Annotated in this window: 26 protein-coding genes and 1 pseudogene; 24 read left to right on the plus strand and 3 right to left on the minus strand. The window is 47.0% G+C overall.

Annotated elements, in window-relative coordinates; translation table 11 throughout:
* The first annotated feature begins 6 nt into the window (after positions 1–6).
* The 3 genes from scrA to H7F27_RS01835 all read left to right on the plus strand — a co-directional run bounded on the left by scrA (position 7) and on the right by H7F27_RS01835 (position 3171).
* Positions 7–1392: a PTS system sucrose transporter subunit IIBC gene (scrA, locus tag H7F27_RS01825; protein ID WP_024123281.1), complete on the plus strand. Its 1386-nt coding sequence runs from the start codon at positions 7–9 to the stop codon at positions 1390–1392.
* Positions 1389–2828, plus strand: coding sequence for a sucrose-6-phosphate hydrolase (gene sacA, locus H7F27_RS01830; RefSeq protein WP_103671837.1), 1440 nt, complete (start codon positions 1389–1391; stop codon positions 2826–2828). The genes scrA and sacA overlap by 4 nt, the downstream gene beginning before the upstream one ends.
* A 94-nt stretch (positions 2829–2922) precedes the next feature.
* Positions 2923–3171, plus strand: coding sequence for a hypothetical protein (locus tag H7F27_RS01835; RefSeq protein ID WP_024123279.1), 249 nt, complete (start codon positions 2923–2925; stop codon positions 3169–3171).
* A gap of 214 nt (positions 3172–3385) precedes the next feature.
* On the opposite strand, the gene H7F27_RS01840 is transcribed toward H7F27_RS01835, so the two are convergent.
* Positions 3386–4201, minus strand: a complete 816-nt coding sequence (locus H7F27_RS01840; protein ID WP_185848485.1) for a bifunctional hydroxymethylpyrimidine kinase/phosphomethylpyrimidine kinase — start codon at positions 4199–4201, stop codon at positions 3386–3388.
* 144 nt (positions 4202–4345) lie between these two features.
* On the opposite strand from H7F27_RS01840, the gene H7F27_RS01845 reads away from it, so the two are divergent.
* The 5 genes from H7F27_RS01845 (at position 4346) to H7F27_RS01865 (ending at position 7480) form a co-directional block, all read left to right on the plus strand.
* Positions 4346–4684: a PadR family transcriptional regulator gene (locus H7F27_RS01845; RefSeq protein ID WP_095712745.1), complete on the plus strand. Its 339-nt coding sequence runs from the start codon at positions 4346–4348 to the stop codon at positions 4682–4684.
* Entirely contained in the window at positions 4677–5312 is a 636-nt protein-coding gene (locus H7F27_RS01850) for a permease prefix domain 1-containing protein (RefSeq protein WP_103671839.1), read from the plus strand. Before H7F27_RS01845 ends, H7F27_RS01850 begins: the two co-directional genes overlap by 8 nt.
* Positions 5313–5359: 47 nt before the next feature.
* The gene (locus tag H7F27_RS01855; protein WP_103671840.1) at positions 5360–5887 is read left to right on the plus strand and encodes a hypothetical protein; all 528 of its coding nucleotides are present in this window, start codon (positions 5360–5362) and stop codon (positions 5885–5887) included.
* Positions 5888–5982: 95 nt separating this feature from the next.
* The gene (locus tag H7F27_RS01860) at positions 5983–6789 is read left to right on the plus strand and encodes a glycosyltransferase family 2 protein (RefSeq protein WP_095712748.1); all 807 of its coding nucleotides are present in this window, start codon (positions 5983–5985) and stop codon (positions 6787–6789) included.
* A gap of 13 nt (positions 6790–6802) precedes the next feature.
* Positions 6803–7480, plus strand: a complete 678-nt coding sequence (locus H7F27_RS01865) for a uracil-DNA glycosylase (RefSeq protein ID WP_103671906.1) — start codon at positions 6803–6805, stop codon at positions 7478–7480.
* Between the two features lie 24 nt (positions 7481–7504).
* Here H7F27_RS01865 and H7F27_RS01870 read toward each other — a convergent pair whose 3' ends face one another.
* Complete coding sequence (locus H7F27_RS01870) at positions 7505–8875, minus strand: aldehyde dehydrogenase (protein ID WP_185848486.1); 1371 nt, start codon at positions 8873–8875, stop codon at positions 7505–7507.
* Between the two features lie 166 nt (positions 8876–9041).
* Between H7F27_RS01870 and H7F27_RS01875 the strand changes: the two genes are divergently transcribed.
* The 3 genes from H7F27_RS01875 to H7F27_RS01885 all read left to right on the plus strand — a co-directional run bounded on the left by H7F27_RS01875 (position 9042) and on the right by H7F27_RS01885 (position 11135).
* Complete coding sequence (locus H7F27_RS01875; RefSeq protein ID WP_185848487.1) at positions 9042–9359, plus strand: YwdI family protein; 318 nt, start codon at positions 9042–9044, stop codon at positions 9357–9359.
* A 19-nt stretch (positions 9360–9378) separates the two neighbouring features.
* A complete protein-coding gene (locus H7F27_RS01880) occupies positions 9379–10701 on the plus strand; it encodes a purine/pyrimidine permease (protein ID WP_106019756.1) in 1323 nt (440 codons plus the stop codon).
* Between the two features lie 62 nt (positions 10702–10763).
* On the plus strand, positions 10764–11135 hold the full coding sequence (locus H7F27_RS01885) for a DUF423 domain-containing protein (protein WP_010332332.1): 372 nt from the start codon (positions 10764–10766) through the stop codon (positions 11133–11135).
* 45 nt (positions 11136–11180) lie between these two features.
* Here the strand turns inward: H7F27_RS01885 and gerQ are convergent, their stop codons facing one another.
* Positions 11181–11726 carry a spore coat protein GerQ gene (gerQ, locus tag H7F27_RS01890; RefSeq protein WP_024123267.1) on the minus strand — a complete coding sequence of 182 codons (546 nt, stop codon included), beginning with the start codon at positions 11724–11726 and terminating at the stop codon, positions 11181–11183.
* A gap of 320 nt (positions 11727–12046) precedes the next feature.
* On the opposite strand from gerQ, the pseudogene spsA reads away from it, so the two are divergent.
* From spsA to rocG, 13 genes and pseudogenes are all read left to right on the plus strand, one after another.
* A pseudogene (spsA, locus tag H7F27_RS01895) lies at positions 12047–12818 on the plus strand (spore coat dTDP-glycosyltransferase SpsA).
* Between the two features lie 4 nt (positions 12819–12822).
* Positions 12823–14247, plus strand: coding sequence for a CDP-glycerol glycerophosphotransferase family protein (locus H7F27_RS01900; RefSeq protein ID WP_103671842.1), 1425 nt, complete (start codon positions 12823–12825; stop codon positions 14245–14247).
* A 20-nt stretch (positions 14248–14267) separates the two neighbouring features.
* Positions 14268–15437 (plus strand): DegT/DnrJ/EryC1/StrS family aminotransferase, encoded by a 1170-nt coding sequence (locus tag H7F27_RS01905; RefSeq protein WP_024123264.1) that lies wholly within the window; start codon positions 14268–14270, stop codon positions 15435–15437.
* Positions 15438–16307, plus strand: coding sequence for a GNAT family N-acetyltransferase (locus tag H7F27_RS01910; RefSeq protein ID WP_185848488.1), 870 nt, complete (start codon positions 15438–15440; stop codon positions 16305–16307).
* A complete protein-coding gene (locus H7F27_RS01915) occupies positions 16307–17428 on the plus strand; it encodes an N-acetylneuraminate synthase family protein (RefSeq protein ID WP_095712757.1) in 1122 nt (373 codons plus the stop codon). Before H7F27_RS01910 ends, H7F27_RS01915 begins: the two co-directional genes overlap by 1 nt.
* Positions 17421–18161, plus strand: a complete 741-nt coding sequence (locus tag H7F27_RS01920; protein ID WP_024123261.1) for a cytidylyltransferase domain-containing protein — start codon at positions 17421–17423, stop codon at positions 18159–18161. The genes H7F27_RS01915 and H7F27_RS01920 overlap by 8 nt, the downstream gene beginning before the upstream one ends.
* 1 nt (position 18162) lies before the next feature.
* Positions 18163–19182, plus strand: a complete 1020-nt coding sequence (locus H7F27_RS01925) for a PseG/SpsG family protein (protein ID WP_024123260.1) — start codon at positions 18163–18165, stop codon at positions 19180–19182.
* A 24-nt stretch (positions 19183–19206) separates the two neighbouring features.
* A complete protein-coding gene (locus H7F27_RS01930) occupies positions 19207–19944 on the plus strand; it encodes a sugar phosphate nucleotidyltransferase (protein WP_024123259.1) in 738 nt (245 codons plus the stop codon).
* 2 nt (positions 19945–19946) lie between these two features.
* Positions 19947–20894 (plus strand): dTDP-glucose 4,6-dehydratase, encoded by a 948-nt coding sequence (rfbB, locus tag H7F27_RS01935; protein WP_024123258.1) that lies wholly within the window; start codon positions 19947–19949, stop codon positions 20892–20894.
* 13 nt (positions 20895–20907) lie between these two features.
* The gene (gene rfbD / locus H7F27_RS01940) at positions 20908–21759 is read left to right on the plus strand and encodes a dTDP-4-dehydrorhamnose reductase (RefSeq protein ID WP_024123257.1); all 852 of its coding nucleotides are present in this window, start codon (positions 20908–20910) and stop codon (positions 21757–21759) included.
* A complete protein-coding gene (locus H7F27_RS01945) occupies positions 21752–22207 on the plus strand; it encodes a dTDP-4-dehydrorhamnose 3,5-epimerase family protein (RefSeq protein WP_010332322.1) in 456 nt (151 codons plus the stop codon). The genes rfbD and H7F27_RS01945 overlap by 8 nt, the downstream gene beginning before the upstream one ends.
* Before the next feature lie 327 nt (positions 22208–22534).
* Complete coding sequence (bslB, locus tag H7F27_RS01950; RefSeq protein WP_024123256.1) at positions 22535–22999, plus strand: biofilm surface layer hydrophobin BslB; 465 nt, start codon at positions 22535–22537, stop codon at positions 22997–22999.
* A 182-nt stretch (positions 23000–23181) separates the two neighbouring features.
* Positions 23182–24456, plus strand: a complete 1275-nt coding sequence (gene rocG, locus H7F27_RS01955; protein WP_185848489.1) for a glutamate dehydrogenase — start codon at positions 23182–23184, stop codon at positions 24454–24456.
* The last annotated feature ends 74 nt before the right edge of the window (positions 24457–24530 follow it).

Here is a 24530-nt window from a genome sequence, read left to right on the forward strand (position 1 = left end):
AAGAAGATGGATTACAAAGAGACTGCAAAACGCCTCATTGAGCTTCTCGGGGGACAAGAAAACATTATCAGCGCGGCTCATTGTGCGACAAGACTGCGTTTGGTGATTAAGGATGAATCAAAGATAGATCAAGCACAAGTAGAAGAGCTTGAAGGCGTCAAAGGCGCTTTCAGCAGTTCAGGCCAATACCAGATTATTTTTGGAACAGGCCTTGTCAATAAAGTGTATGACGCTTTTTCTAAGGAAGCCGATGTAGAGCGTGAAGAACATGTGAATCACCAGGATGCTGCTAAAGAGAAACTGAACCCTGCAGCGAGATTTGCGAAAACGCTTTCGAATATTTTTGTTCCGATCATTCCAGCCATCGTAGCCAGCGGCCTGTTAATGGGGTTATTGGGAATGATCAATGCCTTTCATTGGATGAGTAAGGACTCTGCGCTGCTGCAGCTCCTCGATATGTTTTCAAGCGCGGCATTTATCTTCCTGCCGATTTTGATCGGGGTCAGCGCTTCAAAAGAGTTTGGAAGCAATCCGTATTTAGGAGCGGTCATCGGGGGAATCATGATACACCCCACTCTTTTGAATCCATGGGGTCTGGCGGAAGCATCACCTGATTATATGCATCTTTTCGGGTTTGATATCGCGCTTCTCGGATATCAGGGAACTGTCATCCCTGTTCTGCTGGCAGTTTACGTCATGAGCAAGGTAGAGAAATGGACAAGAAAAGTGGTTCCGCATGCGGTCGATTTGCTTGTTACGCCTTTTGTTACTGTCATTGTCACCGGGTTTGTCGCATTTATTGCCATCGGTCCTCTAGGAAGAGCGCTTGGCTCCGGTATTACTGTTGCTTTAACATATGTGTATGATCATGCCGGTTTTGTCGCAGGCCTTCTTTTCGGAGGCACCTATTCACTGATCGTCCTGACAGGTGTTCATCACAGCTTCCATGCGATTGAGGCGGGGCTCATTTCAGATCTTGGCAGGAACTATTTATTGCCGATTTGGTCTATGGCGAATGTCGCCCAAGGTGGGGCCGGCCTTGCTGTCTTCTTTTTAGCGAAAAAGGCAAAAACGAAGGAAATCGCTCTTCCGGCGGCATTTTCCGCTTTTCTAGGCATTACAGAGCCTGTCATTTTCGGGGTGAACCTTCGATACCGGAAGCCGTTTATCGCCGCCATGATCGGGGGCGCGTTGGGCGGCGCGTATGTCGTATTTACACATGTTGCTGCAAACGCTTACGGGTTAACAGGCATTCCGATGATCGCCATTGCAGCACCGTTTGGCTTTGGAAATCTAGTAAACTATATGATAGGAATGGTTATTGCAGCAGTATCAGCATTCATTGCGGCGTTTGTCATGAAAATTAACGAAGATGAGGAGAGAAAAAAATGACAGCACATGATCAGAAGCTGCGTCGCCGGGCTTATGAAGAAATTGAGAAAAAAGAACATATCGCTGCCAGCGATCCGCACCGCCAGCACTTTCACATCATGCCTCCGGTTGGTTTGCTGAATGATCCAAATGGCGTGGTGTATTGGAAAGGAGTCTATCATTTGTTTTTTCAGTGGCAGCCGTTTCAGACGGGGCACGGCGCAAAGTTTTGGGGGCATTATACGACACGCGATTTTGTGAATTGGAAGCGGGAAGAGATTGCACTGGCTCCGAGTGATTGGTTTGATAAAAACGGCTGCTACTCGGGCAGCGCTGTTGTCAAAGATGACCGGCTCTATCTGTTTTACACAGGAAATGTCAGGGATCAGGATGGGAATCGGGAAACGTATCAGTGCCTTGCTGTATCGGATGATGGGCTGACCTTTGAGAAAAAAGGTGTTGTCGCCCGCCTTCCGGAAGGCTATACAGCTCATTTTCGCGATCCGAAGGTGTGGGAGCATGAAGGAAAATGGTATATGGTGATCGGTGCACAAACGGAGAACATGAAAGGCCAAGCTGTTTTGTTTACTTCCGATAACCTGACAGAATGGGCGTTTCTTGGCCCGATAATAGGTGCCGGCCTCAACGGACTGAACGGTTTCGGGTATATGTGGGAGTGCCCTGACCTGTTTTCTCTTCAAGGCTCTGAAGTGCTGATTGTCTCGCCCCAAGGACTTGAAACTGACGGCTATCGTTATCAAAATGTGTATCAATCTGGATATTTTGTAGGCCGGCTCAATTATGAAAAAATGGGGCTGATGCATGCTGCGTTTACGGAGCTTGATCAAGGCTTTGATTTTTACGCGCCGCAAACACTTGAAGACGATCAGGGACGCCGGATACTGTTTGCGTGGATGGCTGTACCTGATCAGGATGAGAAGGATCATCCGACGAAAGATTATCACTGGATTCACTGCATGACGCTGCCGAGACAGCTGACGCTATCAGGGGAGAAGCTGATTCAGCAGCCGCTTCCCGAGCTGAAAGCGATGCGGAAAAATAGGCAGGAAGTTCAAATCAACATGTATGGATCGTCTGGTACGCTGCCAGTCGAAAATCCTGAAAGAGCTGAGATTTTGATTGAAGACATTAGTACGGAGTCTGGTTTTGAAATCGATATCCGAGCCACTGCCACATTCTCTTTCCAGAAGGAAGAAGGGCTTATCACGCTAACGCGCACAAGCTTTGACGGTACAAGAACAGAAGCGAGACATTGCCGAATCAGCAATCTGCACACAGTGCACATGTTTATCGACGCGTCATCTGTGGAAGTCTTTATCAATCATGGGGAAGAGGTATTCAGTGCGAGATATTTTCCTTTCCCGGGAAATGATGAAGTGACAGCGAGATCAAATGGAAAATCTGAAATGAAAGTCGGAATTTGGACACTCATGTAGAAAATCCTCCTATTTTCTTATGTGAAATCTGTGCCATCTGTGCTATTCTTCAACGATAACCTACTATTTTTTTTCTGTAAAAGGAGTTGTTTTCTTGAATATACATGAACAGAAGATAACACCGGAATGTTTAGAAAAGGCTGCGGATCATGTTGAGGATAAGCGGGAAGAGTATAAGGATGTGCTTCTTCAGCTGAAAAAAATGCTTCGGGGAACATCGCCGCATAGTGAAGCGGCAGAAACCCTTTCACGGGCATATGAACAAATGAAGGAATATGCACTTTTTGTTCAGTCGATAGAAACATTTTTGAGATCATCTGCGAACAATTTAAAAACCAAATAAACAGGCTGCCGATGTGATCGGCAGTTTTTTCTGTTGCAAAAGAGGACTACTTTCAAGTATGGAAGCGGCAGATGAAACGCACAAAGACTCTTGTGATATAGACATTTTTGAGGCGGACGGTTACGAAGATGTGAAATGGAATGCGACAGAGCGTCCCAATATGTAAGATTGAACATAAAAACAGGCTGCCTCTTTATAAGGCAGCCTGTTACGCTTATGATTGCTTATTCAGGCGCAAAGCAGAATGCTTCGTAGGTCCGACATACTGATTCAGCGGGAAGGATTCTTTAATCGCAGCTGTAATAAATTCTTTCGCCGCGTAAATCGCTTCTTTGACTTCCGCACCTTTTGCGAGTTCTGCTGTCACCGCTGCGGAGAACGTACAGCCGGCGCCATGTGTATAAGGCGTATCAATCATTTCGCTTTCAAGGACTTCCGCTGTTTCTCCGTCATACAGAACGTCTACAGCTTTTTCGTGCTTCAGCTTGCCTCCGCCTGTAATCACAACATATTGAGCACCGAGGGCGTGGATTTTTTTCGCCGCTTCTTTCATGTCTTCAATCGTTTTTAATTCGCCCATGCCGCTGAGCTGGCTGGCTTCGAACAGATTTGGCGTAATCACGGTAGCGAGCGGTGCCAATTGTTCACGCAGGGCTTGCGCGTGCTCTGGATAAAGGACCTCATTTGCCCCTTTGCAAACCATAACCGGATCAATCACGACGTTTTGCAGTTGTTTTTCCTTGATCGTTTTCGCCGCAAGCTCAATAATTTCAACGGTTGGCAGCATTCCTGTTTTCATGGCGTTCACACCGATGCCGTCTACAATCGTTGCGAGCTGGGCGCGAATCGTGTCAGGATCGATCGGAAAGACTTGATGGTCCCAGCTGTTGTTTGGGTCCATCGCGACGATCACCGTTAAGGCCGTCATCCCGTATACGTTTTTTTCTTGAAATGTTTTTAAATCAGCTTGAATTCCCGCGCCGCCGCTGGAATCGGAGCCGGCAATCGTGAGTGCTTTATGCATAGACATGTGTTGAACCTCCATCAATGTTTTATATCTCATTATAGTTAGATTTTCTGCTTATCACAATATGAAAGGTTTATAGGAATCAATTGACAATATCAGGGTGATTTCATAAAATGCTACATAAGAAAACTAGGTAGGGGTTTTGTCATGTTAAATCGTGAGCTGATTAAAGGCAGCACTGTGATATTGGTATTAACGCTCCTGAGTGAGAGGCCGATGTATGGCTATGAGCTTGTAAAAGAGATGGGAAGCCGCAGCGATCATGAACTGCAAATGAAAGAGGGAACATTGTATCCTTCCCTTCATAAACTTGAACGGCAAGGATATATTTCTTCCTATTGGGAGAAGCAGGAGAAAGGCCCGGATCGTAAGTATTATCGGATTACAGAAGACGGCAGAGAGATCCTGGCAGAGCGCACAAAGGAATGGAGCATGTTTTCAGCCATGATGGACCGAATGCTGAAGCGGGGCGGACAGAATGGATAAAGAGACTTATATATATAAAGTGAAAAACGGGCTTAAAGGGGTTTCTGATTGTGAAGCGATGATCGAAGAGATCGAAAACCATATTGAACACCACTTGTTTCACTTCATTCAAGAGGGAAAGAGTGAGGCGGAAGCCATGGAATGTTTGCTTCGGGAATTTGGCACACCGGATGAGATTGTGTCTTCCTTTCAGAAAGAACAGCCTGTATCCGCCCGTACGTTTTTATTATTCCATCTTTTCTGCAATAGTGCTTTATTTGCAGCAGGTATTATCATTACGGCATTGCATGCATGGTTAGAATCTCCCTTTGTTCATGCAGTGTGGAAAGGCATTTCTGTTTCTGTGTGGCTGATTTTAGCTGCTTATATTCTCTATTGGGTGCTGATTGGGTACCAAGGCGTCAGGGAGTTCGGGCAACGCGGTGAACGGCTTGTTTTACATACGATTCTTATTTCCATGGTGCCGAACGTTATTTTTATGTTTGTTTTTCTGTTTGATCTCGTTCCTGCTGCGCTGTTTCAATCTTTGCTGACACCTTGGTTTATAGGGGCGTGTGCTTGTGCTACGCTGTTATTTCCGGCGTGCGGACGAATAGGCTGTTATTTTGGCAGGTGCCAGCTTGCCTGATTTTTTAGGTATATACATAGAATTTCTATGTAATAAGGGGGATTGTCATGAGACTCGGCTCTTGTTTATATGGCTTTGTTATTCATGTGGCTGTATTTTTGTTTGTGGGTGCCTCCATGCTTTTGGTTATGGCTGTGTCCGTACCGCTTGTTTTTTTGTTCGATAGGCTGCCAGATGTTGTTTTTACTGCTGGTGCAATCATTTTTCTATTATTCTTCTATTCTATAGGCTGGTTTTGGGCACTCAGGCTTGCTTGCCACCAACGCATGCGTCTGTTTGATGTTCAATTGGGGTCCTTTGTTCTGCTGGCCTTGCTGATTGGTTTGTTCTTATCAGATGGAACGAGTGTTTCTGAAATTGTGAGGGATTGGGACGATGCAGGCTGTGCTTTTGTTCCGCCGGCATTCACTTTTTTGTGCCTTTCTTACGCATTGGTGCTGCTGCCGGTCTATCAATCGAAGCTATGGCATCTCGTCCTGCCGAATGGCGTCCGCCTGAAAGATGTCGTTCGTGTATGCGCAGATCTGATGCTGATTATGGTGCTTCTGGTAGGCGTCACATTGCTGTTTCTGTAGTTTCCATTTCACAGTTCGGTAGGATCTTCCCACTGATCTCCCGTCCAATATATGTTTTAATAGTACATGACTATGAAAATGAGAAGGAGAGCATCATGAAGATTTCTATCGTAATTGTGACCTATAATCGGATTCCGGCTTTGTGCGAGCTGCTGGAGTCGATTTCGCAGCAGACTATGAAGCCGTATGAAGTCATTATTGTCAATGATGCCGGGGAATCGGTTGAGCGGGCCAAAGCACTGTATCCGGATCTGCCGATTGTTGTGATTGATTTAGAGAAGAACTCAGGTCATGTGGCCGCGAGAAATGCGGGTGTCAAAGAGGTGTCAGGCGACTGTATCATGCTTTGTGATGATGATGATTTCTTCACGCCGGGCCATCTGGAAAGAATGGCGAAGGAAATGGAAACGGCAGATTTCGTTCATTCTGATGCCGAAATTGTGTCGTTTGAAGAGAGGGAAGGGACAAGATATCCGATTTCGCGGAAGTTATTTGCGTATACCGCTGATTATGAGGATATGAGAGTGTTCTCGACCTACGTGCCGTCGGGCAGCATGTACAGACGTTTCCTGCACGATGAGATCGGGTATTTCGATGCTGATGTGCATAATTATTGGGACTGGGATTTTTACTTGCGTGCAGCGAAGGATTACCGGGTCAAGCGTGTGCCTTGTGCCAGTGTGATATATGCATTCAGTGACGCGGGAGACAATCAGTCCGCAGACCTTGGCGCCAAGCGGAAGCAATATTTGGATCGTTTAAGCGAGAAGCACGGACTAGGGGAACTGCCGACGAAAAACTTTGCCGTCCTGCTTGAAGAGCCTGACATGAAGAGGCGGGAAGCACAAAGTGAGATTGTTTGGGATGGCAAACCTGTCTATTCCAGACTTCATCGTTCGTAAGGAGGTTTGCATGTTGAAACAGCTTTTACAGGACAGCTGGTGGGAACAGCTGAAGGAAGAGTTTGAAAAACCGTATTATCAAGAGCTGAGAGAAATGCTGAAGCGGGAATACATGGAGGAGACGATCTATCCGGACAGCCGCGATATCTTTAATGCGCTGCACTATACGCCGTACGATGATGTCAAGGTGGTCATTCTCGGCCAAGATCCGTATCACGGGCCTGGACAGGCTCAAGGCTTAAGCTTCTCCGTAAAGCCGGGCGTGAAGCAGCCGCCTTCATTAAAAAATATTTTTCTCGAGCTTCAGGATGATATCGGATGCACCATACCGAATCACGGGTCGCTCGTCAGCTGGGCGAAGCAGGGGGTTCTTTTGCTGAATACCGTGCTCACGGTGCGGCGCGGACAGGCGAATTCCCATAAGGGAAAAGGCTGGGAGCGGCTGACTGACCGGATGATTGACGTGCTGAATGAAAGAGAGCGGCCGATCATCTTTATATTGTGGGGCCGGCATGCCCAAATGAAAAAAGAACGGATCGATACGTCCAAGCATTTTATTATTGAATCGACGCATCCCAGCCCGTTTTCAGCAAGAAACGGATTTTTTGGCAGCAGGCCATTTTCAAGGGCAAATGCCTTCTTGGAGAAAATGGGTGAGGCTCCGATTGATTGGTGTATAAAGGATTTATAAAAAGCGCAGATGGCCTGCGCTTTTTTATTTGAGTATTTTTCGAATCAAACGCAAGCCGTTTTTGGAGGATGGATAACGGAAAGCGAAGTCGAAGCGGTTCGTTTGCTTGACGACGCTTTTTTTATGCGTAAATGTATTAAAACTGTCAAATCCGTGATAGCTGCCGATTCCGCTTTCTCCCACGCCGCCAAATGGCAAATACGGTGTCGCGGCATGCATTAACGTATCGTTGACACAGCCGCCGCCAAACGACAGGTTTTCTAATACCTCTCGTTCAATTGTTTGGTTTGTCGTAAACACATACAGGGCGAGCGGCTTGGGACGCGACTTGATTTTCTCAATGACTTCATCGATGCCGCGATATGTAAACAGCGGAAGAATGGGTCCGAAAATTTCCTCTTGCATTACAGGGGAATCATCTGTGACTTGATCGAGAATGGTCGGCGCTATTTTGTGGTGCCTGTGATCGGCTTGGCCGCCGCTTAGCGCGACGCCGTCTTTCAGAAAGCTCAGCAGCCGCTGATAGTGGCGTTCACTGACGATTTTGCCATAAGCCGGATTCAGTTCGGGCTGCGGTCCGTAAAACTCGCCAATGACACGCTTCATTTCTTCCGCAAGCACTGTTTTGATGTCTTCGTGAACGAGCAAATAATCCGGTGCGATGCAGGTTTGGCCCGCATTCGTAAATTTCCCGAAGACGATGCGTTTGGCGGCAAGCTTGATGTCAGCATCCTTATGCACGATGCAGGGGCTTTTGCCTCCGAGCTCTAAGGTGACAGGAATTAATTGTTTGGCCGCCGCTTCCATGACAACTTTTCCTATGGCGACGCTTCCCGTAAAAAATATGTAGTCGAACGGCTGCTGTAATAAAGCTGTGCTGATGTCCGGCCCGCCTTCCGCCAAAGCGACATAATGATCGGGAAAAACGTCGCGGATGAGATCGGAAAGAACAGCCGAAACAGCTGGCGTATATTCTGAGGGTTTGAGAACGACCGTGTTTCCGGCCGCAATGGCTCCGATCAATGGAGAAAGCGCCAGCTGCAAGGGATAGTTCCATGGCGCAATCACCAAGACGGTGCCATACGGCTCGGGGATAATGACACTTTTGGAACCGATATGGGTCAATGGCGTTTTGACTCTTTTCGGCTTGGCCCATTTTTTCAGCCGTTTCATCACAAAGCTGATTTCCTCCAGAACGATGCCGATTTCCGTTGAGTATGCTTCTTGTTCAGATTTGTGAAGATCCTGATAGAGAGCGGCTGTGATGTCTGCTTCATACGCTTTGATGGTGTGTTTCAGTTTCTTTAAGACGTCCAGTCTTGAGTCAATTGATTTTGTATGCCCTGCCGCGAAAAATGCTTGATGGCTGCTGACAATAGAGGGGATGCTGTTCATATTCTCTCTCCTTCCTGGGGGTCATGGTGATTCATTATGTGAAAATTGTCTTCTGCTTGTCAAATGCGAGGCGCTTGTCAGAAAAAATAACAAACTCTTGTCTGCGTTTGCGGCGGGAATTTGATAAAATGCAGGGAGACTACATTTTATTTTTGGAGGATTTTTTATGAACATTCATATATCCGCTTTGATTCAGAAGATGGAAGAGGAATTGAAGAAAGCAAAGACGGCTGAAGGTGATGAGGAGCTGAAGCGTCACGTGGCGGTCGTCCGTTCTTTGTGCGACGTTGTGCTGGATCAGCAGGAGACGGGGAGCGCGCCGCGCATTCAGCCGAGTGTCACGGCAAGTCCTTCGGTGCCGCCTTCGACAGATCAGCTGCTGATGGAAAAAATGATGGGCAGCGCGGGATTAAACAAATATCGGAAGCAGGAAAAAGATAAGCAGGAAGAGGATGGAAACGGAGAGTCTTTATTTGATTTTTAATCAGAAAGGTTGAGCTTACGTGAAATTGGTTCTTGGCGCTCTGCAATGGACAGCGTTTATGATTGCCGCGGCGATTGTTGTTCCGGTGGCGGTTGCCCAGTCGTTTCATCTGGATCATTCAGATTCTGCACGGCTGATTCAAAGCACTTTTTTTGTATTGGGAATTGCCGCAGTTATTCAGTGTTTGAAAGGACACCGGCTGCCTATAAATGAAAGCCCTGCCGGCTTGTGGTGGGGAGTGTACACGATCTACGGCGGCCTGACCGGAACGGTGTTTGCGACATATGGCGAAACATTGCGCGGCTTGCAGGGGGCGCTTCTTGTAAGCGCTGTATGTTTCTTTTTGTTAAGTGTCTTCAAGGTCATTGACCGGCTTGCTGCCTTGTTTACTCCGGTTGTGACAGGGGTCTATTTGCTGCTGCTCGTCATGCAGCTGAGCCAGCCGATAATAAAAGGGCTTCTCGGCATCGGCTATTTAAAAGACAGCGTGGACGGTCTTGTATTTGTCCTCGCGCTGGTTGTCGTTGCTGCAGCTTTTATCATGTCAAATTCTCATATCGTTTTTTTAAAGCAATATTCTATTTTATTGGCCCTTTTCGGCGGATGGGTGCTGTTTGCGGCTGCGGGCGTTGCGAAACCGATCGAAATGCCGGATCGGCTGTTTCAGCTGCCGTCTCTGTTTCCGTTCGGTGCCCCGTTATTTAACAGCGGCCTAGCCATCACCTCGGTTTTTATTACGATCCTGCTGATCGTTAACATGCTGGCAAGTATGAAGGTTGTGGACATTGCAGTGAAAAAATTCGGCAAACAGACAGATGGAAAGCGTCATGAGCGCCCTGCCGGTTTTGCGGCTGCATTCAGCCATTTGCTGAGCGGTTTGTCTGGAGCCATTGCACCGGTTCCGATTTCGGGAGCCGCGGGTTTTATTGAAACGACAAAGATGCCTTCTAAAAAGCCGTTTGTTCTCGGCAGTATGCTGGTCGTTTTCATCAGCGTGATTCCGTTTTTTATGAATGCGTTTGCGAGTCTGCCGTCACCCGTTGGATTCGCGGTAAACTTTGTTGTGTTCTCGGCAATGGTTGGTTTGGCGTTTACTGAATTTGATTCCTATGAGAAATCAGAGCTGAAAAGAGTGCGGGCTGTGATCGGCATTTCACTGCTTACAGGTGTCGGCATTATGTTTGTGCCAGAAAGTGCATTAAAGGATATGCATCCGGTGTTTATTTCTCTGTTAAGCAACGGGCTTGTCTTAGGGACGCTTGCTGCAATAGCGATGGATCAGTTTCAGCTTTGGCGCAGGAGAAAATCCGACAATCTCGTGTCATCAGAGAACAAACATTGAATTTTCATACAGGTGCGATATGATAATTGATATGATTTTAACGAAAAGGCGGGAGAGAATAGATGAAAGTATTTATTATATTAGGCGCTATTAATGCCATGCTTGCCGTGGGCCTCGGGGCATTTGGCGCACACGGATTAGAAGGGAAAATTCCTGATAAATATCTTCAGGTGTGGCACACAGGCGTGCAGTATCATATGTATCACGCGCTGGGGCTTTTTGTTGTCGCGTTTCTTGCGGATAAACTGTCTGGCATCGGCAGCGTCACAACAGCCGGCTGGCTGATGTTTGCGGGGATTGTGCTGTTTTCCGGAAGCTTATACATCCTCAGTGTGACGCAAATTTCCATTCTCGGGGCAATCACGCCGCTTGGCGGTGTGGCGTTCATTATTTCTTGGATCATGATCGTTGTCGCAGCCGTCAAATATCTATAAATAAAAAAGCCAATCCTCATGATATGAGAGATTGGCTTTTTTTCTTTATCTTGGCGAATAGGATGACATCGAGTATGGGTACGTATATGCAATTTCTTCATCAAAGGTAACGTAATCAAGATAGATCGTCAGCAGAAGATAGCGGGTTCCTGTCTTTGGATCGCTGATAATAATGTGATCCCGGCCCGCAGCCTCGATGACGCCGCGAAAAATCTTTGATCCCCACTCTTTGCTGTTTTCAAATGTCATATAGATGGTAGCCGTTTTTCCCCTGTTCAGGCGCAGTATATTTTCGATATATGATTCCTCGACAGGCAGCATGCCGGGAATGTTTTGGCCGCCCGATGGCGTCGGCCCCGATGGAATTTGAAACCCGCCGCCCTGGCCTTGCTGCTGAGTGGGGAATCCGAAGCCTTGCTGCCCCTGCTGCATGGGCATTTGCTGCATTTGTCCCATAGTCTGCATTTGTGGGCCTTGCATTTGCGGGCCTTGCCCTTGCGGCTGCGGGTACGGATTTGGGCCGAATTGAGGCGAATACCCCTGCATATCATATCCCTGCATTTGCTGATATTGATTTTTTTTCGGTTTCATATCGTTCCTCCTTTTTATGAAAACCATTCAGAACATGTTCCGGATGTATAAATAAACGATCCGAGATGACTCACCTCCGATGACAAACGATCTTAGTCGCTAGTGCGATTTTTATCTCTTTCACCTTATGAGGCCAAAGCTTGGAATATGCTGAAAAAAAGAACAGTGAGCGTGCCGATTTCTCTGGCCGATCACTGTTTTTTCAATGGACGTACACAATCTTTTCGCATATTAGTCTGTATTCCTAGCGCAACTTGCGCTTAAGCAACATAAGATAACGTTAGTTTCAGGTGTGAAAATTCAAGAAGGAGGTGTAGGATTTGCCGAAAGTTTCAGTGATTATGACGAGCTATAACAAAAGCGATTATGTGGCAAAGTCCATTTCAAGCATACTCTCACAAACTTTTTCTGATTTTGAATTGTTTATTATGGATGACAACTCAAATGAAGAGACGCTGAATGAAATCCGTCCCTTTTTGAATGATAACCGTGTGCATTTCTATCAAAGCGATGTATCTGGAGTGAAGGAAAGAACGGAAAAAAACGAGATACGCGGCCCTGATCAATCAAGCGATTGAGATGGCAGAGGGTGAATATATCACCTATGCGACGGATGACAACATCTATATGCCGGATCGGCTGTTAAAGATGGTGCGTGAACTCGATGATCACCCGGAAAAGGCTGTGATCTACTCAAGCTCGAAAACCTATCATTTAAACCAGAATCGAGACATTATAAAAGAAACTGTCAGGCCCGCCAGTCAAGTAACGTGGAACGCTCCGTGCGCAATTGACCATTGCTCGGTGATGCACAGGTATTCGGTGCTTGAGAAGGTGAAGGAGTCGTTTGGCTCTTATTGGGATGAAAGCCCGGCGTTTTATCGGATCGGTGATGCCCGGTTCTTTTGGAGAGTCAATCATTTTTATCCGTTTTACCCGCTGGCCGAGGAGCTTGATCTGAACTATATTACAGACCAATCCATTCATTTTCAGCTGTTTGAGTCAGAAAAAAACGAGTTCGTTCGGAATCTTCCTCCGCAGCGCAACTGCCGCGAACTGCGTGAATCATTAAAAAAGCTTGGAATGGGGTGAGAGTTTGTCGGCCTATTTAAGCAATTATTGGGTGTTGTACCGGAAGTATGCGGAGCTTTTTGACAGGCTTCGCTACAAGGGGATTCCGCTCGGGCTTATCAGTAATTTTTACCAATACATCAGCCCTGAGCTGAGAGTGATGATGGAAGAAGAACCGGAATTATTCGGGCCTGCGGATCAGCATATCGATGAAGGCCAGATTCAGACGTTTTTTGAAGAGAAAAAACAGAGCATTGCCAAAACAAATGACGCGCCTGTTAAGGGAAAAGTGATCTTGCATTTTGATCACCTTCGTTTTGTAAACGCTAATTACTACCAATTTGATCCTGAGAAAACAGCTGTTTTGGCAAGATGGAGTATGCCGAATTATTGCGATTTGCCTGTGATCAGCAAGCCTGAAGTGGCTGCTTCATGTGAAAAAGGCGATCCGAAGCCGTATCTTGAAAAGGCTTTTTCGATTCTTTCGGCTTATGACGACCACCCGGCATTCGGTGATCAAGCATTTCGTGAACGGCTTTTCAAGGATATTCCTTTGTTCATGGAAGCCATTGACACAGTAGATGCTTTATTCACGAAAGAGAACATTTCTGCCGTTGTTGTAGGAACGACAGAAGACATTTACAGCAGGGTGCTCGCTCTTATGTGCGAAAGGAGAGGGGCCGTGAGCGTCTGCCTTCAGCATGGAGCGCTGATGGGTGATGAAGCCTTCTTGCCCGTTTTTACAACCTATCAGGCTGTTTTTGGCGCATATGAAGCTGGTTGGTATCAGCAAAAAGGCTGCAAACCAGAACAGATTCTTATAACGGGACATCCCCGCTTTGACGAAATTTTTAACAGGACACCTATGGACATGTCAGTATTTTATCGAAAGCTGGCCTTTCACCCGTCTAAAAAAATCGTTTTGATCGCGACACAGCCCTTTTCCGAGGAATTTTATTCAAGTGTGTTAGCGGAGCTTACCACGCAAAAACAGCTGCAAATCATCATTAAACCTCACCCATGGGAAATCGGAAAAAACAAGCTGGATCTGTATCATGCGGCGGCAAAAAAACATAAAGCATGCAGAGTCATCAAAAAAGAGATGGATCTGTACGATATTCTGGCGTATGCTGACGCCGCTGTGACACAAACCTCAACGGTGGGCCTTGAGGCCATGCTGTTTCAAAAGCCCGCACTGATCGGGAAATCGACCGGAAACCGCACGTATCCGTATTACGAGTCTCTTGGCGATTTTATATTTGAAAAACCGGAGGAATTAGCGCGCACCCTGATTGAGGTTCTTCAAAATCCCGCCATGTATCAGAAGGCAGAAGCGGCGCGTCTGTCATTTACGGCTTCCAATTACCCGGTTACTGAGTCGACGCTCGCCTTGTTTTCGGAACTGAAAGCAAAAACAGGAGTTGATTACAGGCGGGATCATTCTGAATAAAACGATAGGAGCGCAAAGAAATGGTGCAAAAGAGAAATCATTTTCTTCCTTATTCCTTGCCGCTGATCGGAAAGGAAGAAATTCAGGAGGTCACAGAAACGCTTGAATCCGGATGGCTTTCCAAAGGCCCGAAGGTTCAGCAGTTTGAAAAAGAGTTTGCCGCGTTTGTCGGAGCCAAGCACGCCGTGGCGCTGAATTCATGTACCGCTGCTTTATTTTTGGCTTTAAAAGCAAAAGGGGTCGGACTGGGTGATGAAGTCATAACCTCTCCACTGACGTTCAGCTCAACCGCCAATACGATTATTCATACCGGAGCAACGCCGGTGTTTGCGGATATAGATGAAAAGACGCTTAACATTGATCCGAAAAAGCTTGAGACGGCGGTCACACCGCGGACGAAAGCCGTTGTACCCGTCCACTTTGGGGGGCAGTCCTGTGACATGGACGCAATTTTAGCCATTGCCCAAACGCACGGTCTATTTGTGCTCGAGGATGCGGCGCACGCAGTATACACCACTTATAAGCAGAGAATGATCGGCTCCATCGGGGATGCGACAGCATTCAGCTTCTACGCGACCAAAAACCTGGCGACAGGGGAAGGCGGCATGCTGACGACGGATGATGAGGAGCTTGCCGACAAAATCAGGGTTCTGAGCCTTCACGGCATGAGCAAAGGCGCGTGGAACCGTTATTCTTCAAATGGCAGCTGGTACTATGAGGTCGAGTCGCCCGGCTACAAAATGAACATGTTTGATCTGCAGGCGGCGCTCGGGCTTCATCAGCTGAAACGGCTGGATGACATGCAAAAACGGAGAGAAGAGATTGCAGGTCAGTATCAAGCCGCTTTTCAGCAAATCCCGGGGCTGATCACGCCGTTTGTTCACAACGAAGGACGGCATGCCTGGCATTTATATGTCCTGCAAGTTGATGAAAAACAGGCCGGCGTCACTCGGGATGAAATGATTACGGCTCTAAAGGATGAATACAATATCGGGACCAGTGTTCATTTTATCCCAGTGCATATTCATCCGTATTATCAAAAGGAATTCGGATTTAAGGAAACAGACTACCCGCTCGCCATGAAGTATTACAAACGCACCCTGTCACTCCCGCTGTATCCATCAATGTCTGACGAAGATGTCAACGACGTGATAGAGGCCGTGCGGGACATCGCAAAAGGGGCTGGTTAGGTGTATACGATAAAAGAGAATGTTTCCAAAGAGGCGATCATGGAATTTCTCCAAAGCAAACAGATGACACTTGACGGGTCGTATCAATTTTCGCTCGGCCTATTTGAAAACAGCCAGCTTCAAGGCGTGATGATGTATGAAGACGCCCTTTGGGAAAGCAAAATGCTTCAGAAAAAAGCCATGAACGTAAAGCTTCTCGCGGCTAACAGCACAGGACAGCTGAAACGGCTATTTCAGGCCTTTTATTCTGTTCGGCAAACGGATGAAACGGATTTTGTGTTTGTGCGTGTACCGGCAGAGGATATCGGAGCAGTACATGTCATTCAGCAGCAGCCGTCATCTTATTTTGTCGGCAGTTTGCTTAAACTGGCGAAGACCCCGTCTATATATGAAAAAACGCCGCCATTTTTTGAACTGGTTCAGCCTGAGCCTGGAGACACCGAAGAGATTTGCCAGTTAGCCAGCGACGCATTTACGAAAAGCAGATATTTTCACGATCCTTATCTCAGCCGTGAGGCAGCGAACAAAATCTTTCAAGAGTGGACACGAAACAATCTGATGGGGAGAGCGGATATCAATATTGCCGCTAGATATAATGGGGAAATAATCGGCTACCTGCAAGGTTTATCAAAAGGTGATGAGTATGTGCTTGATTTGATGGCTGTGAAGCCGGGGTATGAAGGCAAGCGTATCGCGTTTCATTTATTGGCGCATCTCATAGAACAACCGGAGACGCTGAAGCATAAAACGGTAACAGCGGGGACGCAGCTTCATAATGTAAGAGCGATCCGCCTATATGAAAGAATGGGCTTCACCGCTGTTCAATCATATTACTATTACCACATTTGGTCGGGCAAGGAGGCGAAATAATGGCGGGTTTTCAGATCGCAAACAAAACTGTCGGCAAAGATGCTCCCGTTTTTATCATTGCCGAGGCAGGAATTAATCATGACGGAAAATTGGATCAGGCCTTTGCACTGATTGATGCCGCGGCGGAAGCGGGTGCAGATGCCGTTAAATTTCAAATGTTCCAGGCTGATAAGATGTATCAGAAAGATCCTGGATTATACAAAACGGCTGCGGGCAATGATGTATCAATTTTTTCTCTCGTTCAGTCCATGGAATTGCCCGCGGAGTGGATTGATCCGCTTTTGGACTACTGTCGCAAGAAACAGGTGATTTTTTTAAGCACGGTGTGTGATGAAGGATCAGCTGATCTGCTGCTTTCCACTTCTCCAAGTGCTTTTAAAATCGCATCCTATGAAATTAACCATCTCCCGCTGCTCAAGTACGTCGCCCGCATGAACAGGCCGATGATTTTTTCGACAGCCGGAGCGGAAATTGCTGATATTCATGAGGCTTGGCGCACCATCAGAGCAGAGGGCAACCACGAAATTGCCATTATGCATTGTGTGGCGAAATACCCTGCACCGCCTGAATACAGCAACCTCAGTGTGATCCCGATGCTTGCCGCCGCTTTTCCGGATGCGCCCATCGGTTTTTCGGATCATAGCGAGCACCCGACAGAAGCGCCATGTGCCGCGGTCCGGCTCGGCGCCAGACTGATAGAAAAGCATTTTACTATCGATAAAAACCTGCCGGGGGCTGATCATTCATTTGCATTAAATCCGGATGAATTAAAGGAAATGGTCAAGGCCATCAGGGAAACGGAAGCCGAGCTGAAACTAGGCATCAGGAAGCCAGTTTCTGAAAAGCTGCTGGGCAGTTCATACAAAACAACAACTGCCATTGAGGGTGAGATCAGAAAATTTGCATATAGGGGAATTTTCACAACGGCTCCGATTCAAAAAGGGGATGCCTTCAGCGAAAACAATATTGCCGTGCTCCGCCCCGGACAAAAGCCTCAGGGGCTGCACCCGAGATTTTTTGAGCTATTGACCGGCGGCGTGCGTGCGGTAAGGGACATCCCGGCAGACACAGGCATTACGTGGGAAGATATTTTAACGAAGGACAGCCCGTCCCATGGATGACATACTTTTTATCGTGCAGGCGAGAATGGGATCGGAACGCCTTCCTGGAAAAGTACTGCGTCCGCTTGGTTCGGAGCATTTACTCGATATTCTCGTTCAGCGCGTACGGCAAAGCGCATTCTATCAAAAGGAGCGCGATAATCTTGTCATCGCTACATCTGACAAAAAAGCCGACGATGTATTAGAGGCACACTGCATCAAGAACGGCATTCGCGTTTTCCGCGGCAGTGAGGAACGGGTTCTCGACAGATTTGCGCGAGTCATAAAGGCTGCGAAACCGGAAGTCGTCATCCGCTTAACGGGGGATAATCCGTTTGTCGATCCAGAGTTGCTCGATATGATGATTTCAGCTCATCTTGATCAAGGTGCGGATTATACGTATATCCTGAATACGCCGTTAGGCATTTGCGGTGAAGCGGTGAGCGCCAAGCTTTTGCTCGATATCAGCGGCATCAAAATGCTGGAGGATAAATACCAAGAGCATGTCACCTTGTATGTCCGGAAACATCCCCATCTTTACCGTTTGCAGTTTTTAGAGGCTCCGGAACAGCTCTGCGCTCCTCAATATCGGCTGACCGTCGATACGGAGGAAGATTATCAATTGGTCTCAGCCCTCTATCAAAAAGCAGGTGAGCGCCCTGATGTCTCGGCTGCAGAGTTAATCAGCCTGCTGAACCAGCACCCTGATCTGGCGGCGATGAACGGTATGACAAAGCAAAAAGAGGTTGAGTAGCATGCATATCGGGATATTCGCAGACGGCGGGTTCGAGAAAGGAATGGGGCACGTCGTTCGAATGAAAAGGCTTGCGCAAGAACTCAAACACCGCTGTTCCATTACGTTTTACACAAATGACGAGTCTGAACAATTTCTTCAAGAAGAGTACTGGCAGGTCATCGTAAAACCGGGGCTTCAGCAAAATGAATGTATTCTCCGGGAAATAAACGATAAAAAGCTCGATCTGCTTTTATTCGATATCCTTGGTGCACCTGTCGATTTATTAACAAAAATAAAAGCAGGCACAGATGCCAAAATCGTTCTGTTCGAAGAAAAAAATGAGAAAGCGATAGGTCAAAGTGATGCGGTCATTAACGGAATTTACGGCGATGTCAGAAGCAAGGTTTACGATCAGGGAAACGCCCGTGTCTATGAAGGCCCGGATTATCTGATTCTCCACCCTGCCTTTCAAGCCGCAAGAGCTGATTACGCACTTAAGGAAGACTGCCGCAATATTCTTGTTGCATTAGGAGGAAGCGATCCAAAGCAGCTTGTTTTTAAAGTGATAGCAGCGGCCGATCAGCTCCCGGACAGGAAAGACAAGAAAATGATTTTTATCATGGGCAGCGCTTCGCCGCATCAAGAGGCGGTCCGTAAATTGATTCAAAACAAACCCCAATACGCACTAATCGAGCAGACAAATGACATGGCTGTGTTTATGAAACAAGCAGATGCAGCCATTGTCGCCGGCGGCATCTCGCTTTATGAAGCGATCTGTATCGGCGTGCCGTGCCTCGTACTTTCTCAGGTTGCCCATCAAACCACAACCGCTGCAAAATTTGCGGAACATGGCGCCGTTCTTGATCTTGGCCTGGGAGAGAATGTATCCGTCGAAAAGCTTGCTTATCATATGTCACAAATATTCAGCAGCTATCCTCTCCGTCTTTCTCTGCACGAGGGAGGAAGGCCGCTCGTAGATGGAAAAGGAATGAAACGGGTATCAGCCATTCTTTATGATTTGCTTGATGATAAGATATAAAAATGCACGTAAGGAAGTGTTAATGTGAAAGGTGTCATTTTAGCCGGAGGAAACGGCTCACGCCTTATGCCCTTAACCAAAGCCGTCAACAAGCATTTGCTTCCTGTAGGCCCTTATCCGATGATTTACTGGTCGATAATGAAGCTTGAGGAAGCCGGAATTAAAGAGATTTTACTCATCAGCCAAAAAGAGCACATGCCGCAGTTTTATAAGCTGCTGGGAAGCGGGGAGGAGCTTGGCGTCTCTGTCACTTATCAAGTGCAGCCCGCCGCATCGGGAATTTCAGATGGGTTATCTTATGCAAAACGCTTTACCGGAAAGGAGCCTTTCATTTTATTATTAGGTGATAATATATTCGAAGATTCATTAAAGCCTTATACGGAACGATTTGAACAGCAGGGAAAAGGGGCGAAAGTGCTTCTGAAAGAAGTGGATGATCCAGAACGTTTTGGGATTGCTGAGATTGATGAGAAAAACAAACACATTCGATCCATTATTGAAAAACCTTCACATCCGCCGACCAACCTTTGTGTAACCGGCATTTACATGTATGATGCAGAAGTGTTTTCGTATATTGAACAAATATCACCATCAAAGCGCGGCGAGCTGGAAATCACTGATGTAAATAATTTATACATTGAAAACAGCAAGCTGACGTATGATGTGTTATCGGGCTGGTGGGTTGATGCAGGTACACACGAATCGCTTTATCTCGCCTCCCGGCTGGTACATCAGGCTTTACAGAAAGGACAGGACGAATAGCTATGGCAAAATCATATTTCATTACAGGCGGGGCCGGATTCATAGGGCTCACGTTTACAAAGCTCATGCTGGAGGAAACGGATGCGCGCATTACCGTTCTAGATAAATTAACGTATGCCAGCCACCCTCAGGAAATCGAAAAACTAAAGGAAAACAGCCGGTTTCGGTTTGTAAAAGGGGATATCAGCATTCAGGAGGATATCGACCGGGCGTTTGACGAGACCTATGACGCCGTGATTCATTTCGCCGCGGAATCGCATGTAGACAGAAGCATCTCCCAAGCGGAGCCGTTTATCACAACGAATGTCATGGGCACATACCGTCTGGCGGAGGCAGTCTTACAAGGAAAAGCCAAAAAGCTGATTCATATTTCAACAGACGAGGTGTACGGGGATTTAGAAGCGAATGATCCCGCATTTACGGAAGCAACGCCGCTTTCTCCTAACAACCCTTATTCCGCGAGCAAAGCGAGCTCTGACCTTCTTGTTCTATCGTATGTGAAAACACACAAACTGCCGGCTATTATTACACGCTGCAGCAACAATTACGGCCCATATCAGCATAGTGAAAAAATGATCCCAACGATTATCCGCCATGCAAAACAAGGCTTGCCGGTTCCGCTCTACGGTGACGGGCTTCAGATCAGAGACTGGCTTTTTGCAGAGGACCATTGCCGCGCCATCAAGCTTATTTTAGAAAAAGGAACCGACGGTGAGGTGTATAATATCGGCGGCGGAAATGAACGCACGAATAAAGAGCTGGCGAGTATTATCATGAAACATTTGGGCTGTGAGGAATTGTTTGCTCACGTCGAAGACCGAAAAGGGCATGACCGGCGCTATGCGATCAATGCGTCAAAGCTGAAAAATGAGCTTGGCTGGCGGCAGGAAGTGCCGTTTGAAGAAGGCATTGCGCGCACGATTCGCTGGTATACAGACAATGACCGATGAGAAGGTGATCCGATTGAAAAAGGTATTGGTAACCGGTGCGGGCGGACAGCTTGGCTTGGAGCTGTGCCGCCAGCTGAAGCAAGCCGGATATGAGGTCATTGCGTTAACAAAGCAGATGATGAACATCGCCGATCAGCGTTCTGTACGGCATTCGTTCGGGCATTATCAGCCGGATATCGTGGTCAATACCGCCGCGTTTACGTCCGTCGACAAATGCGAGACGGAGCTGGATAAAGCTTACTTGATCAACGGAGTTGGCGCTTATTACACTGCGCTGGAGTCATCCCGCATCGGAGCGCAATATGTTCATATCAGCACGGATTATGTATTTGACGGGAAGGGGACCCAGCCATACAGGGAAGACGGCCACCTTGACCCGAACACCATCTACGGTAAAAGTAAAAAACTCGGAGAAGAGCTGATCCAGTTAGCAAGAACCGACAGCACGATCATCAGAACATCGTGGGTGTATGGACAAAGCGGCAGCAATTTTGTTCATACGATGCTGAAGCTCGCAGAAACAAAACAAGAGCTGCGGGTTGTGAATGATCAAATCGGCTCGCCGACCTATACGAAGGATTTGGCGGAAGCGGTCATCAAGCTGTTCAGTCATCCGCCGGGCATCTACCATGTCAGCAATTCAGGCATATGCAGCTGGTATGAGTTCGCAAAGGCCATTATGGAAGAAAGCGGGCTGAACACAACGATTACGCCTGTGACGACAGAGGAATACGGGAATCCGACACCCCGGCCGGCTTACTCTGTGCTGAGCCACCGTGCCATTGAAGAAGCCGGCATACGCCCGCGTCATTGGCGGGAAGCTTTACGGGAATTTTTGCAGGAAAGGAGCAGTGCGCGTGATTGAAGGAGTCAAGGTTAAGAAACTGACAAAGCATTGTGATGACAGAGGTTTTTTTGCCGAACTGGTTCGCGATGATGAGAACCTTCTTGAGCATTTTGGGCAGGCGTCTTGGTCCAAAAGCTATCCGGGTGTGATTAAAGCGTTTCATTATCACGAGAAGCAGGATGATCTCTGGTTCTTCCCGACAGGCCACGCTCAGGTTGTCCTTTACGACCTGCGGGAGGATTCAGAAACAAAGGGAGAAACCGATGTCTATTATATGGGAGAAGACAACCCGATGCTGTTATTGATTCCAAAAGGCGTCGCTCACGGATACAGAGTGCTGGGCGAAACGCCGCTGACAATTATCTATTTTACGACAACCTCGTATAACCCTGATCAGCCCGATGAAAAAAGAATCCCATGGAATGATGAGACAATCGGTTTTAACTGGAATACCGAATTTAAATAAATCATAGAGCAGTTATCCATCGAAGATCATCAGGCATCTTCGACTTTTTTTGTCCTGTTTTGATATCAGGACAAAAGATAGAGATACAAGGCGCATATTTTACTAGATACGGATCAGAAATAGTCTATTAGAATCTTGTGTAAATAGGATGAATTTATTACATCATTCCAAGTGTTAATATTCCTGAAAAAACATTTACTTCCATGGAAAATGGTGATAGATTAACTTTTAAGAAAAAGAAATGGTAATTCGCGAGTTACGGTAAAACGCTTTTTCTGCAGAGGACGCTCTGGCCAAATTCCAACCGTGATTTGAGGAGGAAATGTCATGTTAAAAAGAAATTCATTCGTATCTTCATTTTTCATCAGTTCAGCTGTCCTGCTATCAATCTTGCTTCCTTCAGGCCAAGCGCATGCACAGTCTGCATCAATTGAGGCAAAAACCGTAAACAGTACAAAAGAATGGACGACTTCAGATATTGAAGTGACTTATAAACCAAACGCAGTGCTTTCTCTGGGAGCAGTCGAGTTTCAATTTCCTGACGGATTCCACGCGACAACAAGAGATTCTGTGAATGGAAGAACACTGAAAGAAACACAGATTTTAAACGATGGAAAAACGGTCAGGCTGCCGCTTACTCTTGATTTGTTAGGGGCGTCTGAATTCGATCTCGTCATGGTGCGCAAAACGCTTCCGCGTGCAGGCACATACACGATTAAAGGCGATGTGGTAAACGGTCTGGGAATCGGCAGTTTTTATGCTGAAACACAGCTGGTTATCGACCCTCGTTAATATCAATAGAAATGATCAGGGGCTGGTGTGATATCAGCCTCTTTTTTTGTATGGTTAAAAAACTGGTACGAATCTTGCATGTAGATAAGGGTGAACCCAATCAAGAAAGGAATTGATCTATTACAGTTTTTTAAAAGCGCTTACATTTTTCTGGAGATAAAAATATGATGAGGTGAAAAAACATGTCAGAAAAACAAATCACAAAGGATGAAGAAAAAGAAGCTCTCAATTTATTTCTGTCTACGCAAGCGATCATAAAGGAAGCCCTGCGGAAATTGGGCTATCCGAGCGGAATGTATGAATTAATGAAAGAACCGATGAGAATGCTCACTGTACGAATTCCGGTGAAAATGGATAACGGCAGTGTGAAAGTGTTTACAGGCTATCGTTCACAGCACAATGACGCGGTCGGCCCCACAAAAGGGGGCGTGCGTTTTCATCCCGAGGTGAATGAAGAGGAAGTGAAGGCGTTATCGATTTGGATGACGCTCAAATGCGGGATCACGAATTTGCCGTACGGCGGCGGAAAGGGCGGCATTATTTGTGATCCGCGGACAATGTCGTTTGGAGAATTGGAACGGCTGAGCCGGGGGTATGTCCGCGCCATCAGCCAGTTAGTCGGCCCGACAAAGGATATTCCCGCTCCCGATGTATACACCAATTCGCAAATTATGGCGTGGATGATGGACGAATACAGCCGGCTTCGGGAATTCGATTCCCCGGGTTTTATCACAGGAAAACCGCTCGTTTTAGGCGGCTCACAGGGCCGGGAAACAGCAACCGCTCAAGGCGTAACCATTTGTATAGAAGAAGCGGTTAAGAAAAAAGGAATCAAGCTGCAAAACGCGCGCATCATCATACAGGGCTTTGGGAACGCCGGCAGTTTTCTGGCTAAATTTATGCATGATGCCGGCGCCAAGGTTATCGGTATTTCGGATGCCCACGGCGGTCTGTACAACCCGGATGGCCTCGATATTCCTTATTTGCTCGATAAGCGGGACAGTTTCGGAATGGTCACCAATTTATTTACAGATGTCATCACAAATGAAGAGCTGCTCGAACAAGAATGCGATATTTTAGTGCCGGCGGCTATTTCAAATCAAATCACAGCCAAAAACGCCCATAACATTAAGGCCTCAATTGTGGTCGAAGCGGCTAACGGGCCGACGACAATCGACGCGACAAAGATTTTGAATGAAAAAGGCGTACTCCTGGTGCCGGATATACTGGCGAGTGCCGGCGGCGTAACGGTTTCTTACTTTGAATGGGTTCAAAACAACCAAGGATATTATTGGGCAGAAGAAGAGGTTGCTGAAAAGCTGAGAAACGTGATGGTCAATTCATTTGAAACGATTTATCAGACCGCGGCCGCACACAAAGTTGATATGCGCTTGGCGGCTTACATGACGGGCATCAGAAAATCTGCAGAGGCGTCTCAATTCCGCGGATGTGTTTAGGGGGGATAATCCCCCCTTTCTCCTGCAAAAATATTTTGCGTTTTTGTTTGCGAACGACATAAAAATCGCAAAGT

This window comes from Bacillus sp. PAMC26543 (genome assembly GCF_014250375.1).
Classification (GTDB): domain Bacteria; phylum Bacillota; class Bacilli; order Bacillales; family Bacillaceae; genus Bacillus; species Bacillus halotolerans.

Coding starts and splice junctions, on each gene's coding strand:
- H7F27_RS01875 (WP_185848487.1), top strand. CDS start 9,042: ATGAACATTCATATATCCGCTTTGATTCAGAAGATGGAAGAGGAATTG.
- H7F27_RS01920 (WP_024123261.1), top strand. CDS start 17,421: ATGGATGACATACTTTTTATCGTGCAGGCGAGAATGGGATCGGAACGC.
- H7F27_RS01855 (WP_103671840.1), top strand. CDS start 5,360: ATGAGACTCGGCTCTTGTTTATATGGCTTTGTTATTCATGTGGCTGTA.
- H7F27_RS01850 (WP_103671839.1), top strand. CDS start 4,677: ATGGATAAAGAGACTTATATATATAAAGTGAAAAACGGGCTTAAAGGG.
- H7F27_RS01885 (WP_010332332.1), top strand. CDS start 10,764: ATGAAAGTATTTATTATATTAGGCGCTATTAATGCCATGCTTGCCGTG.
- H7F27_RS01870 (WP_185848486.1), bottom strand. CDS start 8,875: ATGAACAGCATCCCCTCTATTGTCAGCAGCCATCAAGCATTTTTCGCG.
- rocG (WP_185848489.1), top strand. CDS start 23,182: ATGTCAGAAAAACAAATCACAAAGGATGAAGAAAAAGAAGCTCTCAAT.
- H7F27_RS01845 (WP_095712745.1), top strand. CDS start 4,346: ATGTTAAATCGTGAGCTGATTAAAGGCAGCACTGTGATATTGGTATTA.
- scrA (WP_024123281.1), top strand. CDS start 7: ATGGATTACAAAGAGACTGCAAAACGCCTCATTGAGCTTCTCGGGGGA.
- bslB (WP_024123256.1), top strand. CDS start 22,535: ATGTTAAAAAGAAATTCATTCGTATCTTCATTTTTCATCAGTTCAGCT.
- H7F27_RS01840 (WP_185848485.1), bottom strand. CDS start 4,201: ATGTCTATGCATAAAGCACTCACGATTGCCGGCTCCGATTCCAGCGGC.
- H7F27_RS01905 (WP_024123264.1), top strand. CDS start 14,268: ATGGTGCAAAAGAGAAATCATTTTCTTCCTTATTCCTTGCCGCTGATC.
- gerQ (WP_024123267.1), bottom strand. CDS start 11,726: ATGAAACCGAAAAAAAATCAATATCAGCAAATGCAGGGATATGATATG.
- H7F27_RS01860 (WP_095712748.1), top strand. CDS start 5,983: ATGAAGATTTCTATCGTAATTGTGACCTATAATCGGATTCCGGCTTTG.
- H7F27_RS01925 (WP_024123260.1), top strand. CDS start 18,163: ATGCATATCGGGATATTCGCAGACGGCGGGTTCGAGAAAGGAATGGGG.
- rfbB (WP_024123258.1), top strand. CDS start 19,947: ATGGCAAAATCATATTTCATTACAGGCGGGGCCGGATTCATAGGGCTC.
- H7F27_RS01915 (WP_095712757.1), top strand. CDS start 16,307: ATGGCGGGTTTTCAGATCGCAAACAAAACTGTCGGCAAAGATGCTCCC.
- sacA (WP_103671837.1), top strand. CDS start 1,389: ATGACAGCACATGATCAGAAGCTGCGTCGCCGGGCTTATGAAGAAATT.